The organism is Vibrio scophthalmi (genome assembly GCF_040869025.1).
Taxonomy (GTDB): domain Bacteria; phylum Pseudomonadota; class Gammaproteobacteria; order Enterobacterales; family Vibrionaceae; genus Vibrio; species Vibrio scophthalmi.
Genome location: NZ_CP134272.1, coordinates 1,365,836 through 1,381,573 on the forward strand (window position 1 = coordinate 1,365,836; position 15,738 = coordinate 1,381,573).

General features: G+C 40.6%; 10 protein-coding genes and 1 riboswitch. Of the genes, 7 read left to right on the forward strand and 3 right to left on the reverse strand.

Features of this window, described 5'->3' with window-relative positions; genetic code table 11:
- Positions 1-10 precede the first annotated feature (10 nt).
- The 7 genes from RJD38_RS21040 (at position 11) to RJD38_RS21070 (ending at position 10,923) form a co-directional block, all read left to right on the forward strand.
- Positions 11-1,345 carry a PTS transporter subunit EIIC gene (locus RJD38_RS21040; protein WP_367971680.1) on the forward strand — a complete coding sequence of 445 codons (1,335 nt, stop codon included), beginning with the start codon at positions 11-13 and terminating at the stop codon, positions 1,343-1,345.
- 94 nt (positions 1,346-1,439) lie between these two features.
- Positions 1,440-2,357, forward strand: coding sequence for an aminoimidazole riboside kinase (locus RJD38_RS21045; protein WP_367971575.1), 918 nt, complete (start codon positions 1,440-1,442; stop codon positions 2,355-2,357).
- A 444-nt stretch (positions 2,358-2,801) separates the two neighbouring features.
- Entirely contained in the window at positions 2,802-5,240 is a 2,439-nt protein-coding gene (locus tag RJD38_RS21050) for a CHASE3 domain-containing protein (RefSeq protein WP_367971576.1), read from the forward strand.
- A 190-nt stretch (positions 5,241-5,430) separates the two neighbouring features.
- Positions 5,431-5,603, forward strand: a riboswitch (Lysine riboswitch).
- A gap of 87 nt (positions 5,604-5,690) precedes the next feature.
- Positions 5,691-7,274, forward strand: a complete 1,584-nt coding sequence (locus RJD38_RS21055) for a Na+/H+ antiporter NhaC family protein (RefSeq protein ID WP_367971577.1) — start codon at positions 5,691-5,693, stop codon at positions 7,272-7,274.
- Positions 7,275-7,532: 258 nt separating this feature from the next.
- Positions 7,533-8,072, forward strand: coding sequence for an NUDIX domain-containing protein (locus tag RJD38_RS21060; RefSeq protein WP_367971578.1), 540 nt, complete (start codon positions 7,533-7,535; stop codon positions 8,070-8,072).
- 150 nt (positions 8,073-8,222) lie between these two features.
- Entirely contained in the window at positions 8,223-9,251 is a 1,029-nt protein-coding gene (locus RJD38_RS21065; RefSeq protein WP_367971579.1) for a metal-dependent hydrolase, read from the forward strand.
- Positions 9,252-9,714: 463 nt separating this feature from the next.
- Positions 9,715-10,923: an IS4 family transposase gene (locus tag RJD38_RS21070; RefSeq protein ID WP_032073033.1), complete on the forward strand. Its 1,209-nt coding sequence runs from the start codon at positions 9,715-9,717 to the stop codon at positions 10,921-10,923.
- A 9-nt stretch (positions 10,924-10,932) separates the two neighbouring features.
- Here the strand turns inward: RJD38_RS21070 and RJD38_RS21075 are convergent, their stop codons facing one another.
- The 3 genes from RJD38_RS21075 to RJD38_RS21085 all read right to left on the reverse strand — a co-directional run bounded on the left by RJD38_RS21075 (position 10,933) and on the right by RJD38_RS21085 (position 15,298).
- Positions 10,933-11,976, reverse strand: a complete 1,044-nt coding sequence (locus RJD38_RS21075) for a methyl-accepting chemotaxis protein (protein ID WP_367971580.1) — start codon at positions 11,974-11,976, stop codon at positions 10,933-10,935.
- Positions 11,977-12,075: 99 nt separating this feature from the next.
- Positions 12,076-13,665, reverse strand: coding sequence for an EAL domain-containing protein (locus RJD38_RS21080; protein ID WP_367971581.1), 1,590 nt, complete (start codon positions 13,663-13,665; stop codon positions 12,076-12,078).
- Positions 13,655-15,298 (reverse strand): response regulator, encoded by a 1,644-nt coding sequence (locus RJD38_RS21085; protein ID WP_367971582.1) that lies wholly within the window; start codon positions 15,296-15,298, stop codon positions 13,655-13,657. Before RJD38_RS21085 ends, RJD38_RS21080 begins: the two co-directional genes overlap by 11 nt.
- Positions 15,299-15,738 lie beyond the last annotated feature (440 nt).

The following is a 15,738-nucleotide window of genomic DNA, read 5'->3' on the forward strand; positions in this document are numbered from 1 at the left end:
ACTTAATAGTATCGGCGGCATTAGTAACATTAAAAACGCAGAGCACTGTGCAACACGCTTACGCTTAATTTTGAAAGACAATGACAAAGTCAATGTTGACGAAGCCAAATCCATCGAGCAGATCAGTGGTTACTTTTATCAATCAGGCCAACACCAATTCATTATAGGTACTGGCAAGGTCACTCACGTCTATAATGCATTGAAACAAAAGCTTGGCGGTGCCACAGAAGGCACCGATTTTAAGCAAGACGCATTTTCTGATATGACCACCAGCCAAAAAGTGGTTCGCACGCTCGCAGACATTCTGGTTCCACTTATTCCAGCGCTCGTGACAACGGGCTTGCTAATGGGCTTGCGTGGCATGCTGCTGCATTCCGGTGTTGAGTTCTCACCAGAATTATTAGCCCTATTTAGCATGCTAACGGACACTGCGTTTGCCTTCTTACCGGTGTTGATTGCTTTTTCTGCCTCGAAGAAATTTGGTGGTAACCCTGTTATCGCTATCGTGGTTGGCTTGATGATGGTCGCCCCACAACTGCCAAACGCATGGGCGGTTGCCAGTGGTGGCGCAGAACCAATGATGGTCACTTTGTTTGGGTTCTCTTTCCCATTGGTGGGCTATCAAGGTACGGTTTTACCCGCCATCTTCGCCGGTTGGTTCACCTCTTATCTAGAGCGAAAGCTGCGCACATTTGTTCCAACCAGTATGGACCTAATTATTACCCCGTTTATGACCATTACGATTGCGATTGTAGTGATCCTATTTGGCTTTGGTCCTCTACTGCAAAGCATTGAGCATGGCTGCACATCGCTTGTTCGCATGGCGTTAGACTTACCACTCGGTTTTGGTTACATCCTATATGGTGCATTCCAACAGATGATTGTCATTACTGGCCTCCATCATGCTCTGGGGGTGATTGAAATCGGTTTGTTGAATGACACGGGCTTAAACCCACTACAACCGCTTGGCACGGCTTCAATGGCAGGTCAATTTGGGGCTGCAATCGCGGTCGCGACACTGTTAAAGAACAAACAGAAAAAGAGCAATGCGTATGGCGCATCCATGTCGACTCTGTTTGGTATTACTGAACCACTATTGTTTGGGGTAAACCTGCAATATGGCAAAGTGTTTTTCTTCGGCATGATTGGTGGCGCGGTTGGTGGATTAGTCACTTACGTGCTAAATATCAGCGCAACGGGTATGGGCATTACCTTTATCCCAGGTATCTTGCTCTACTCAAATTCCCTTACAGCAGTACTTGGCTACTTAGCGGTGATCGTAAGCGCATTTGCGACCTCATTTATGTTAACGCGCATTTATAATCCCATTAAGAGATCAAACTAACAGCCAATAACTCCTATTATAAGCTATTGTTTTAACGACATTGTTTCGGCCCAAAACGTCGCTTTTGGGCTGCTTTATTAAAGTGAAGAATAAGATGAATAAAGTTTGGCTAACAGGTGATGCCGTCGTCGATTTGATACCTGAGACATCAACGACCTATTTAAAATGCCCCGGTGGTGCGCCTGCCAATGTAGCCGTGGGTATTGCGCGCTTAGGTGGTGATTGCGCCTTCTTTGGTCGAGTTGGGCAAGATCCATTTGGTGTATTTATGCGTGAAACATTAAGCGCTGAGGGGATCGATGTATCTCACCTTCAGCTAGATACAGCGCAACGCACTTCAACGGTATTAGTCGATTTGGATAACACCGGAGAGCGCACATTCACTTTTATGGTCAAACCAAGTGCCGACCAGTTTGTCGAAAAGTCGGATATTCCCGTTTTTTCAGCAGGAGAATGGTTGCATACCTGCTCAATCTCTTTGGCAAATGAACCGAGCCGAAGCGCGACTCTATACGCACTGTCTGCCATCAAAGCTGCAAGCGGATTTGTTTGTTTTGACCCAAACTTGCGTAATGAAGTTTGGCGAGATCCCTCTGAGATAAAACACGTTGTCATGCAGGCTATAGCTTTAGCGGACGTGGTCAAATTTTCCGAAGAAGAGCTGCTCTTTTTAACCGACAGTGCCGATTTAGCGCAAGGGTTAGCCGCCATCGAATTTTATAATATACCTTTAGTGATCGTGACTTTAGGCTCACAAGGCGCCCTTGTGGTCTTTAGTGGTGAGCAACGCGTCATCAGTGGCATTTCTGTTGATGTGATTGATACCACAGGAGCGGGAGACGCATTTGTCTGTGGTGTGTTAGCACAATTGTCGCAGCATTCTGGTTGGTGCAACACCGAAGTTATCGAGAAGGCTGTGCGCTGGGGCAATATTTGTGGTGCGTTAGCAACCACGCAAAAAGGCGCAATGACAGCCCTTCCGACACTGCAAGACTTACTCGCACGAGAATAACTCTGCAATCCTAACTAAGGGATTACTTAGCGAAGGTTGAGTCAATACTCATTCGAACGATAGACAATTCGACTGGTCTAAACCTTTAAGCCCGCTAACTTTATCGCGGGCTTTTCTTTTGTTCCTGCATCAACATTGGTGATACCTGCCAATATACTTCTACTAATATCGCTAACTAAGGTTCAGGTTCGTCCCAACTATCCTGCCAAAGGGGAGCACTAACCATAGAGATCGGCACTCTGTTTAATTTTTTCTCCCCCCAACGAAGCTAAATAGAATGACTTTCACCAAATCTCCTACTAAATACACTAATTAGAGCCAAGTTTAGTCATATTTAAAGGATAAAGAGGACGCTATTGATATACATAATCACTCATAAAATTTCAACAAAACTATATATTTATCCTACAATTCTGATGAGCCTGCCTTACACATGGAGAGAGTATGCGGTTTTCACGTTGGTTTGATAATCTAACCATCCAGAAAAGATTACTAGCGAGTCTATCTTTTCCTGTTTTACTGATGGTTTTGGTCTCCATTACCGTATACAACAACACTAACTCAATGGTTGAAGATCAACGCTGGGTTAATCATACCCATACCGCAATAACGCGGGCTCATGAACTGTTAAATCTGATCATTGACATGGAGACTGGTCAAAGAGGTTATCTGATTACCGGAAATGATGACTTTTTAGCCCCCTATAAGGATGCCCGTAAGGTTTGGGATTCAAAATGGCAAACCCTTTCACAGCAAGTCTCTGATAATCCATTACAAGTTGAACGCCTAAAGGCTATTAATGAATTGTACCGCCAATGGCTAACAATGGCTGGTGAAGCGGAAATCAATCAACGTCGCCTTGTCAGTGAACAGCAAGCGTCAATGCAAAGTGTCATTGATTTGATTCAAAGCAAAACCGGCAAGCATCTAGTGGATACTATTCGTGAAAAAATTGACCAATTTATTTCCACAGAAAAACAACTCAATACGATTCGAACCACCAAATCGGAAGAATCCGCTCACAAGACTTGCTTAACACTGGTTATTGGCACCTTTTTATCGGCAGGCGTTTCAATCATCGTGGCTATTTTGGTCGCTTCTCGTATAAAGCGGCGCATTAATCGACTCGTCGATGCGACACAACAAGTCTCTCTCGGCAATCTGGATAAAGGTGCCTCAATGCTCGATTTGGTTGAGCAACCAGGTGGAATCGATGAAATATCTCAGCTAAGTCGCAGCTTTAGACTCATGTCATTAAATTTAGTTAAAAATGATAAAAAGATGCGTGACTACACAGTGAAATTAAAGGAGGAAAGTGAAAAATCGCAAGCCGCCGCTAAAGCTAAAACAGACTTTCTTTCCACAATGAGTCACGAGATACGCACACCAATGAACGGTGTTTTAGGACTCTCTCAAATCATTGCCAATGAGACTAAAGAAACCTCAACCAAGCAGCGCATCGATTTAATTCTCGATTCTGGTCGTCACTTAATGACCTTACTCAATGACATTCTAGATTTTTCCAAAGTGGAAGAAAACAAACTGGAGTTAGAAAACAGCCCTTTCAAGTTAGCACAAATTATCGAACCCGTTCGCAGCACCATTCAACCACTTGTTGATGAAAAAAATATCACCTTATTGATTCAAAGTAACATAGCCGACGATATCGAATTTATTGGTGATGCAGCGCGACTACGCCAAATTTTATTCAACTTAGTTGGTAATGCAGTCAAATTTACCCTCGTTGGTCATATTTTAATTGAAATCACACACGAGAAAGAAAAAGAGCATCTAATCATCTCGATAAAAGATACCGGTATCGGTATTCCACAGCACTTACAAAGATCAATCTTCAACCCTTTCGAGCAGGCTGATACCTCAACGACACGTAAGTTTGGCGGTACAGGCCTTGGATTAGCGATTGTAAAACAACTGATTGACTTGATGGGCGGTAGCATTACCGTAAACAGTATTGAAGGAAGTGGTACTCAATTCTGTATTGATTTACCTCTCCATTGGCGCCAACAACAAGCGGCAACAAAACAGGTCGAACAACCTGCTATTAAGCACTTAAATGAAATCAGCGGGCATATTTTGCTGGTCGAAGATCATCACGTAAACGCAGTCGTCGCAAAAGGCTTTTGTGAAGCACTCGGTTTTACCGTCGACATTGCGGATAACGGCCTAATAGCAATACAGAAAGCTAAAGAAAATCAATATGACATCATCCTAATGGATAACCATATGCCCGAGATGAATGGCGTCGATGCAACACGCTTTATTCGCGATACATTAGGCATAAAAACGCTATTGTTCGCTTATACCGCGGATGTCTTTAGTGAGACACACGATGATTTTATCAAAGCGGGTGCCGATCATGTATTAACTAAGCCGTTGCGCCAACAAAACTTTATCGATGCACTAGCGCTATTTGGCTACCGCTTACCCAATCAAAATAAAGACTATCAGACCAAGAGCCACCTAAGTCAAGACCAACTTCAGCGCCATACAATTGAGAAACTGAGCCTTGTAGAAGAAGAATTAAGCCACTCAGAAGTGATTCACTCTCTTTCACAAAGTCCTGACGCCTTGGCGAATTTACTCAAAGGGCTCGTAAATGAATTTAAGACATCAATAGATGATCTGATTACTTTCTTTATCGCCAAAGACTTAACATCACTCAAGACCACCTTGCATGCCACCAAAGGGATTGCACTAAGTTTTGATTTACCCACTTTGGCCAATCAGGCACGGGAAATAGAAGAACAAATCAAGCAGAGTAAGACACCTAGACCTGAACAATTACAAAGGCTTATCAACCGCATACAACTGAATGAACACCAAGCTCAAAAATTGATCATTCAATATGCCGAACAAACATAGAAGAAGATTAAGAAGCACCATAAGTATTCTTGTCGACTAAAATAAAGCCCACCAGTACAAACTTGAAGAGAACACCAAATCCTCTTCCTATGCTAAGTTCAGCAATCAGCGCTTTCAGTTATTGTTCTATCCAAGCAATACATAATGCTTGTTTTGCGCCACTTGGCTGCTATTATGTCGCGGTAAACCCTTAATCAGTAGAGGCGCGCTGCCTATCAGTACCCGTGCGGAGGATGATCCCGATGATGCCGGAGAAAGGAGTCAGCGCCGAAGTGGCTGCAGTTATCACGCTCAGTTGCTGGGTCTGTGTCGAATAGGCACAGAACTGCCATAGTATTTTTCCTATGGAGCGCTACCTGAAGGGGTAACAAGTCTTTGTCATTCCTTCTGACGTCTTCGTTACACCTCTTTTCGGTAGATCTCCACCTTGTTGTTGTAGGTGTTGAGATTATGAACCTCATAAATTATTCAGACTCTTTATTGTCTATTGTGCCGCCAGTTTTAGCGGTCATTCTGGCCGTGACGACGCGTCGCGTATTGCTGTCGCTCGGAGCTGGCATCACTGCGGGTGCACTGATGTTAAACCAGTATTCCCCACTTGAAACCGCGCATTACTTGTTCGATAAGGTGCTCAACCTCGTTTGGGCCGATGGGGCATTGAACGGCGAAAACGCCAACATGATCATCTTCATGCTGTTGTTAGGGGCGTTGATCAGCTTGATGAGCGTATCTGGCGCGACTCAAGCCTTCGCAGACTGGGCGGCGGTTCGTTGTAAAGATCGCCGCAGTGCAAAATCTCTAACCGGTTTGATGGTGTTCATCTTCTTTATTGATGACTTTTTTCACAGCCTTTCTGTGGGTGCGATTTGTCGCCCTGTAACCGACCGTTTCCAAATCTCACGAGCCAAACTGGCTTACCTGCTTGACTCAACCGCTGCGCCAGTGTGTGTTTTGATGCCGATTTCTTCATGGGGCGCTTACATCATCGCGCTGATCGGCGGCATCATGGCGGCACATAGCGTGACCGACCAAAGCCCAATTTCAGCCTTCGTCGAAATGATCCCAATGAACCTCTACGCGGTGTTTACTTTAGTGATGGTGCTGTGCGTAATTGCATTTCAGCTCGACATCGGCCCAATGCGCAAGCATGAAGAATGGGCATTAGAAGGTAAATTGTGGGATGAATCTCGTGGTCGCCCAACCGGTCTAGACATTGAAACACCTGAAAACAGCAACGGCGGCATGATCGATATGGTTCTGCCGATCCTAACGCTCACATTGGCGACCGTGTACTTCATGATCGACTCAGGAGCGGCAGTACTGACAGAGAAAGGCCTATCATTTAGCGTAATCGGCTCATTTGAGAACACCAATGTCGGTTCTTCTCTGGTTTATGGTGCGATGTGTAGCTTAGTCGTTTCTATCGCTCTGGCATTGCGCTTGAAACTCAGTGCAAAAACGTGGCTACAGGCTGCGCCTCAAGGCATCAGTGCCATGATGCCGGCGATTGTGATTCTGTTCTTTGCATGGACTATCGGTGCAGTAGTACGTGACATGAAAACGGGTATGTACCTTGCCTCTATGGCAAACGGTAATATCCCAGTTGAAATGCTACCAGCCGTCGTATTTGTCCTATCTTGTGCAATGGCTTTTGCAACAGGCACCAGTTGGGGCACGTTTGGCATCATGCTACCATTGGCGGGTGATATTGCCGCTGCCAGTGACATCCAAATGCTATTGCCGATGCTTGCTGCGGTATTAGCCGGCGCGGTCTTTGGTGACCACAGCTCTCCTATCTCAAGCACCAGTATTTTGTCAGCCACTGGCGCAGGCTGCCACCATATGGATCACGTCCTAACTCAGCTACCATATGCGACTTCAGTGGCCTTCGGCGCCCTACTGGGCTACATCGCGATTGGCTACACACATTCTGCATGGATTGGGGTTGCGGTGAGTGGCGCTTGGTTCTTGCTATTCGGCTTGTATGCGATGCGTAAGAATCAGCCGATTATGACTGCCGCCAAAGCATCGTAAGTTAGCACTGCACACTGGTTGTTTTAAACATAATTACTTTAGAGATAGCTGCTTTAGAGATAAAAAAATATCAAGCGCCTAGCGGCGCTTGATGTCTATCCAAGAGACTAAATGCGACTGCGCTGTCGTGGCTTTTTGCTAAGACTAAGTGGCAACACAAGATCACAAATTATCACTAAGACTGAAAATAGCCTTTATCCCCCAATTCAATAATATGTTTTACTACCAAGCCCATTAAAGACAACCACTGGACGCCCTATGCCACCGATCAAACAACTTTCATCCACCGTCGTTTACCAAAATAACTGGATGTCCGTGAGAGAAGATAAAATTGAACGCGCAAGTGGCAAACAAGGCATTTATGGCGTAGTCGACAAGCCTGATTGTACTGCCATTATCGCCATTAATAATGGCAAGATTCATCTGGTTAACCAGTATCGCTATACCGTGCAAGGCAACTACTGGGAACTGCCTCAAGGTGCATGGGAAACAAATCCAAATGCCGATCATCTTGAACTCGCCAAGGGCGAACTTAGAGAAGAGACCGGGCTAATCGCCAACACGATGGTTTACCTAGGCTCGCAATTCATCGCCTATGGCTTTCTTAATCAAACCTGTCATATTTACCTCGCCACTGAACTGACCCAATCTAACACTCAACTTGATCAAGAAGAGGAAGATCTCATCAGCCAAGCATTTGAGATTAACCAGTTTGAACAGATGCTAATTAACGGCGAAATAAAAGACTGTGTGACTACCGCCGCTTACGGTTTAGCAAAACTGAAAGGACTGGTTTAATACCATTTCAATACGATTAAATTGGTTCATTGTTCTCCCAACGTAAAATCAGGTAAAGATAACAGGCTTCTTTGCTCGACAGATTGACGAGCACAACCTGCCACCTTATTTTTACTTTTTGTGTAGAAAACGATTAAGAGAAGACCACGCATGGATTCGATAACCCAAGCCGCACTTGGCGCAACCGTTGCTGGCGCGATTGCAGGCAAAAAATGCAATGCCAAAGTATTACTTGCGGGCGCAGCGCTTGGCACATTGCCAGATTTAGACGTACTACTCGATTATGGCGATGCGATCAGCAATACCATTAAACATCGTGGTTTTAGCCATTCACTGCTGCTCCTTCCCCCTTTTGGGTTACTGCTTGCGTGGGTCTACACTCGCCTACGCCCCGACCTTTTTTGGACCTTCACTCGAGTCTCAATACTGACCATCAGTGTGCTGGTAACCCATACACTGCTCGATGCGATGACAACCTACGGCACGCAACTACTGTGGCCAATCGAAGGCTATTTTGAAGTCAGCAATATCTTTATTATTGACCCTATTTATACCTTGCCATTAATTGCCGCCATTATCGTTGCCCTACTAGCAAAAACTCAAGGTGGAAAATGGTGCCAAGCCGTTGTGTTGATCTCTACTCTTTATCTGGGTTGGGGTTATGTCGCACAGCAAAATATTAACGATCGAGTAGAACAAAACCTATCCGCACAAAACATTCCCGCAGATCATGTTCTTATAATGCCTACACCGTTTAATACCGTGTTATGGCGAGTGATTGTGCGAGACGGTGACCAGTACTGGGAAGGCTTAGCCTCGCTGTTAGACCACGACCAACATATCGATTTTATCTCTCGACCTCTGGGAGCTTGGCCATTAGAAGAAAAGCCACCAACGCTGCAAGGCCTAAAAGCGTTTTCGCATAATTTCCTCAACTATCGAGAAGAAAACGGCAAACTGATCGTGACAGATTTACGCCTTGGTATGGCGAACAACCTCGCGTTCCAATTTGTTTTAGCGACCATGGATGATGAGGGGCAATGGCAATTGCTCGAATCCCCTACCCGTTATCCAACTGATAGAGGTTTACAGCAGTTAGAAACTCTGTGGCAGCGCCTAAAAGGCGATCAAAACATTGATGCCAACCTGCAACGCATTGATCTTAGTTACAGTCGGTAATGCGTTTACCCCTTAATTTCGTTGTGAAATAGCGAACGCGTTATTTACGCATTATCGAAATGTACGACTTCCTGTATTGGCAACAACATGCAATAAAAACTTAGACTCAGAAACGAGAAAGCCCCAGCATTTCTGCTAGGGCTTAGAATGTGGCGGAGAGATAGGGATTTGAAAACTATCTACACTGAAACCTATAAAAATCAAAGTCTTTGACTCAATGGAAGTTTTTCCGTTGGAATAGGAAAAGTCACATGCCCTTCAATGAATCACATCTAATTCTATTAGATTGTCCTAGAAATACAATAGTTAGCTAAGTTATATAGATAAAAACTAAGTATGAGTCTTAGCGTTTAGCACTGAGGAATCCCCTAATGATTTTGATAAAAATCATAAATTTAAGGTAGATGCACATCTTGTCATGTGATCAAATGGTTCTGAGAAAAATCAATAACCAGACAACAAGATGTGCGAACTCGATATTTTACACGACTCTCTTTACCAATTCTGCCCTGAATTGCACTTAAAACGACTCAACAGTTTAACGCTGGCTTGCCACGCATTACTTGAATGTAAAACGCTCACTCTTACCGAACTTGGTCGTAACCTGCCAACGAAAGCCAGAACAAAACATAACATCAAACGAATCGACAGATTGTTAGGTAATCGTCACTTGCACAAAGAGCGACTCGCTGTATACCGTTGGCATGCCAGCTTTATCTGTTCAGGTAATTCGATGCCCATTGTTCTTGTTGACTGGTCTGATATTCGTGAGCAAAAACGGCTTATGGTATTGCGGGCTTCGGTGGCACTACATGGTCGTTCTATTACTCTTTATGAGAAAGCCTTTCCGCTTTCAGAGCAATGTTCAAAGAAGGCTCATGACCAATTTCTAGCCGACCTTGCAAGCATTCTACCGAGTAACACTACACCGCTCATTGTCAGTGATGCTGGCTTTAAAGTGCCATGGTATAAATCCGTTGAAAAGCTAGGTTGGTACTGGTTAAGTCGAGTCAGAGGGAAAGTGCAATATGCAGATTTAGGTGCGGAAAACTGGCAACCTATCAGCAACTTACATAGCATATCCTCAAGTCGCTCAAAGACTTTAGGCTATAAGAGGTTGACTAAGAGCAACCCAATTTCATGTCAAATTGCACTGTATAAATCACGTCCTAAAGGCCGAAAAAATCAGCGTTCGACACGGACTAATTGTCATCATCCGTCACCTAAAATCTACTCCGCTTCGACAAAAGAACCATGGGTTTTAGCGACTAACTTGCCCGTTGAAATCCGAACACCAAAGCAACTTGTTAGGCTCTACTCGAAGCGTATGCAAATTGAAGAAACCTTCCGAGACTTGAAAAGCCCAGCCTACGGTTTAGGCCTCCGTCATAGCCGAACTAGCAGCTCAGAGCGCTTTGATATCATGCTGCTAATCGCCCTAATGCTTCAACTGACATTTTGGCTTGCTGGAGTTCATGGTCAGAAACAAGGTTGGGATAAGCACTTCCAAGCTAACACTGTCAAAAATCGAAATGTACTCTCAACAGTGCGCTTAGGGATGGAAGTTTTGCGGCATTCTGGCTACACAATAACGAGGGAAGACTTGCTCGCGGCTGCAACCCTGCTTGCTCAAAATCTATTCAAACATGGTTGTGCTTTGGGGAAATTATGAGGGGATCCCTCAGCGTTTAGCATTGATTTCCAATTCGAGCTTATCTAAATAACGCATAACCATATCAGCTGCTGACTCCATCTTATGGATATACTCCATTCCTGTTATTTGATCATTATTTGCAAAATAAGATAGTGCTTTTTTACCATAAAGATGGACTTCTTCGTGTGGTTTTTCTAACTGCTTATACGATCTACAGTCGTGGAAATACTGCTTACCTCTACCCTCATAGTACCAACATCCCAAACGACATTGTTTATGATTAGTTAAATTAATGCTATCAAAACAACCATTGTCAATGGCTTGATAGATACTAATCTTCCATACAACATGATCCAATTGCACCAGTCGCAAAAATATAGAACTGTAACTAGTTTCAACTAGAGAGAATAAGTCTTCAGCTTTAATAATGAGCGAACTAACAATTTCCATCAACTCTAATATACTTGCGTGTAGTTTTTTACATTCTTGATCCATTATACGAAAACTACGAGAGGTGGAGCTTGAACTGGTTTTAATCGTTTCAACTACATCATTAATCTGTTTAGCTGACTTAGATGCATTACATGCTAGGGTTCTTATTTCTCCAGCAACAATAGTAAACCCTTTGCCGTGTTCTCCTGCTCGAGCCGCTTCTATTGTAGCGTTCAATGCCAAAAGATTTGTCTGCTCTGAAATTCTTGTAATGTTGATAACCAACTTATCAATTAACTGAGAGCTAAAATTCAATTCGTCAATAGCAACGTTATTTTCATCTAAATGATTCATAAGTGACTCAATAGAAACATTAAAGCCACTCAATATGTCTAATCCAGATCTACGTTCATTAACGTGATTCTCCAAACAATCTTTGAGTCCATTAGCTGATTGAGCAATGTTATCTCTTATACTATTCAATGACCCCATAGTTCTAATTAAGTTACTAACGATCGATGATTGGATGTAATTTTGATTATTAGATTCTTTCAAAACATAATCACTTTGTTCGATTTCATTTTTCAAACTTAAAATTAACCGATCTTTATCATCTAATAACTGTTTAAGTTCAGACATTTTTAAGTCTGATTCATTTTTATTCAAATAAGAGAACATTACAACTCAACCTTTAATAACCTTAAAAACACATAAATTAAATTCGATTCAAACTCTAAATTACAATGTTGTACAATTTGAGTTTTCTATAAATTCGGAAAATTCTTTTCCTGACAATGGCTTTTCGAAATAAAATCCTTGAGCCATCTTACAACCTAATTCTTTTAATATGTCACACTGCTCTTTGGACTCGACACCTTCAGAAATAATGTCACACCCTAACGAAGAACCCATAGTTATCATCGCCCTTAATATTTCAATGTTCTCAGAAGATAAAAATGAACGATCTATTTTTAGGCTCGCAAACTTAATATCTCGTAGATATGAGAAAGATGAATAACCAGTACCAAAGTCATCAATTGAAAACTTAATTCCTAGATCTGAAAGTTCATTTAAGTTATTCATGACCATTTCAGACTCCATATAAATAGACTCTGTAAACTCAAAGTGAACGTTCTTATAAGAATAACCTAAACTAAAAATCATATCCTTAACGTCTTTTGAGAAATTTCTATTCATCAATTGTTTTATTGAGACATTAACGTGAAGACTAAATTCATTAGCATCTTTTACATACTGAGCGTTATTTTTAAACCAAATTAGTGATTCTCTTAGAATCGACAAACCGATAAGATCTATAAGTCCAGTATCTTCAGATAAAGAAATAAATTCTATAGGACCTAAAACTCCACGTTCAGGGTCTATCCATCTAGCCAACGATTCCGCGCCTACAACAGAATTAGTTTCTAAGTCTATAATCGGTTGAAAATATGGCATAAATTCATTATTTAATATCGCACTCTTTAATCTATTATAATTACTGACTTTAAGTTGACTGTTATAACGCATAGAGGATTCAAAATGAACATGCCTAATCATAGTTCGTTTAGATTCATACAATGACAATTTGGCATCATCAAGTAAATCAACCATACGCATACTAATATCAGTCTTAGCAGATGAACCGAACCAAAAGTTCACATATATTTGATTTCCAGACACTTCAAATGGAAAAGTACCAATACTTTTAATTAGATCAACAAAATGTTCAATTCTAAAACAACTATCTAACCCTACTGCATACTTACCTTGTTCAACATATATTATTAAAACATCCTCTCCGAGCACACTTTTTAATGCAGATATAAATTCACGTATAAACACTTCATACTCAATATATTTTAAACTCTCAATTTCACCGTTAATTGATTCAATTTCAAATATAACAAATGCTTCTACACTTACGTGATTTGAGTTTTTACCTACCCAGTTTATGTTTGGAAGTCTAGTTATGTTTTCAATAGAATTTTCGCAACTTTGATTTTCATACTTTTCTCTAATCCTAAACAACATTGTGTTAATAGAATTAGTCAGTTCTAAGATTGGCAACGTTTTTATTTCAGTTTTTATACCAACAGACTCTCTAACATCATGTGATATAACAGCCATTTCAAGTAAACCAATTGAGTGCCGTAAATAATGGTATGATGCAAAAAACCAGAACCAAACTAAAAATAACACAAAAGTTATCAACATGAAAAAATAGTCTTTATTTTCTAGCTGCATTGACCATACAGACTTAGCTATATATATAACTGCACTAAGAACGAAAACAACAAATAACACAAACCTAAATCTGTTAACACTCATTTAAATGCTCCTTACATTTAGAGTAGGCCTCATCATAAATAGATTGATAGTCAATACTATTAAGTTCCCCTTCCTCGACAGTATGTCTGATAAATTGGTTACTAAATTCTATAAGACTATATACTTCAGGAGCCGAATAACCTATAGGCCAGCATTTTGCCAATAGTTTTATTATATTAACATTTACACTTTTTATATAAGGACATCTATTTTTTATAGTTAAATAAACATTAATTAACTCTTGCCTATTAGAAATGTTAACTTTGATTTCTTTATGTTTCTCCTTCAAAAATAGAAGCTTATCTTCATTTGATTTAACCAACTCAGACTCCATCACTATCTTACTGCTAAGAATTATTGCGCTAGATTGGTTTTTATCTATCAGTAGATTTAACCTTCTAATCGAATGACAAAATTCTGATTCATAACACAGTTCATTCAACAACCAAGATAAATGATAAGCACCATAAAAATGATTTAATTTATTATTATTAAACACTTTATTTATAATGCTCATGGAGAGTTTGTAGTTACCAGTTTCTAGCGCAATATGAGCCAATAAGAGTTCAATCTCGTCATGAACATCCTTATCAAAATGACTTCTCACTTGAGATAGTATTGCTTTAGCTTCATTTATTAAGTTGTATTTTTCTTTATTTCCCTTGCATGCGTATAATAAAACTCTTATGTTATTTATTTTTGAATAAATACCATCACGATATGTATCTTTATTTATTCTCAAATAAAGATCATACCGTTCCAAAGCTGTAAAAAACTCATTTTTAGATAGACAAAGATTCACTATAACAAGTTCCCTTTCTGAGTTACCAGGAACTAATTTGCTCGCAATTTCTAATTCAGCTATCGCTCTCGGTACATCATCGTTTAACAAGCGTATATTCGCAGCACCCATCCGAACACTTACATCTTCTGGTGTAACTCTTAACATCTCGTCAATTAAAGCGGTAGCTTCTTCTAAATCTCCTGTTTTACCCATCTCATTTGCTAACCCTATTTTAGCCCAGTTAAATTGTTTTTTATTTAGAATGTTTTCATATACCACTCTAGCATTCTGATGCAAATCTTTAAGGCTAAGGAAAGAAGCTCTAAACTTTTCTATTAAAAAATAATATTCAGGATAAAATGGTGATAATTCATCACACAATAGCAATCCATTATCATAGTCTTTGTTTTTTTCATATGAATATAATTTGTGTAATACCTTTTTTCTTTTAATCGCAGACGAAATCCTATTTTTAAGAGTAATTATATTAAATGGCTTCAATAAATACTCATCTGGCTTTAATTCTATTATTGCTCTTATAGTGAAAGCTGAATTCTCACCTGTAATCATTATGAATACTGTATCATCAACTATGGCATTAATATGGACTAGTTCTTCAAATAGTTGTTTGCCATTAATACCTTTACCAAAATTGTAATCGCTTATGTAAACATCAAATTTGATTTTTGAGGCATAAAAAATCACATCTCTAGCTGTTTTCGCAACATACAGATTCCTATCTACTATTCCTAATTTTATTAGCATAGACTTCAACGAACTGATCACTACAGACGAATCATCAGCAATAATTACAACTAGGTCCGAGAATCTAAACTTATCTGGAACCAAATCCTTTTCCTCCCTTTCATCTAATTTAGTGCACGCCTTTAACCCACGATCCTTACAAAAACAACATAAAAACAACAACTAATGACACAACACTCAGTATATGCATCAAAGTTTACGTTGCATGTCTAACCTATCACATATGAGCATTAACGATGTCTATTATGTTGGGTAATAATTTTTATCGTAAAACAAACAAAATCGATCGATCGAAAACATCGATCGTGTCGATCGAAAGTATCGATCAATAAAATCGATCGTCAGCATAAAAATCCGTCTTTTATAAGGAGTTCAGATTCATATTGTTTGTTGATTTGCTCTTGCTAGCACATTCAGGTGTAAATCTCAGATCTATGGTGATCAATAAATCATCAGCTCAATGCCATGAATGCAGGACACTGGCCTTACTTATAGATGATTAGTATCTAGGAATTGATGAGTGC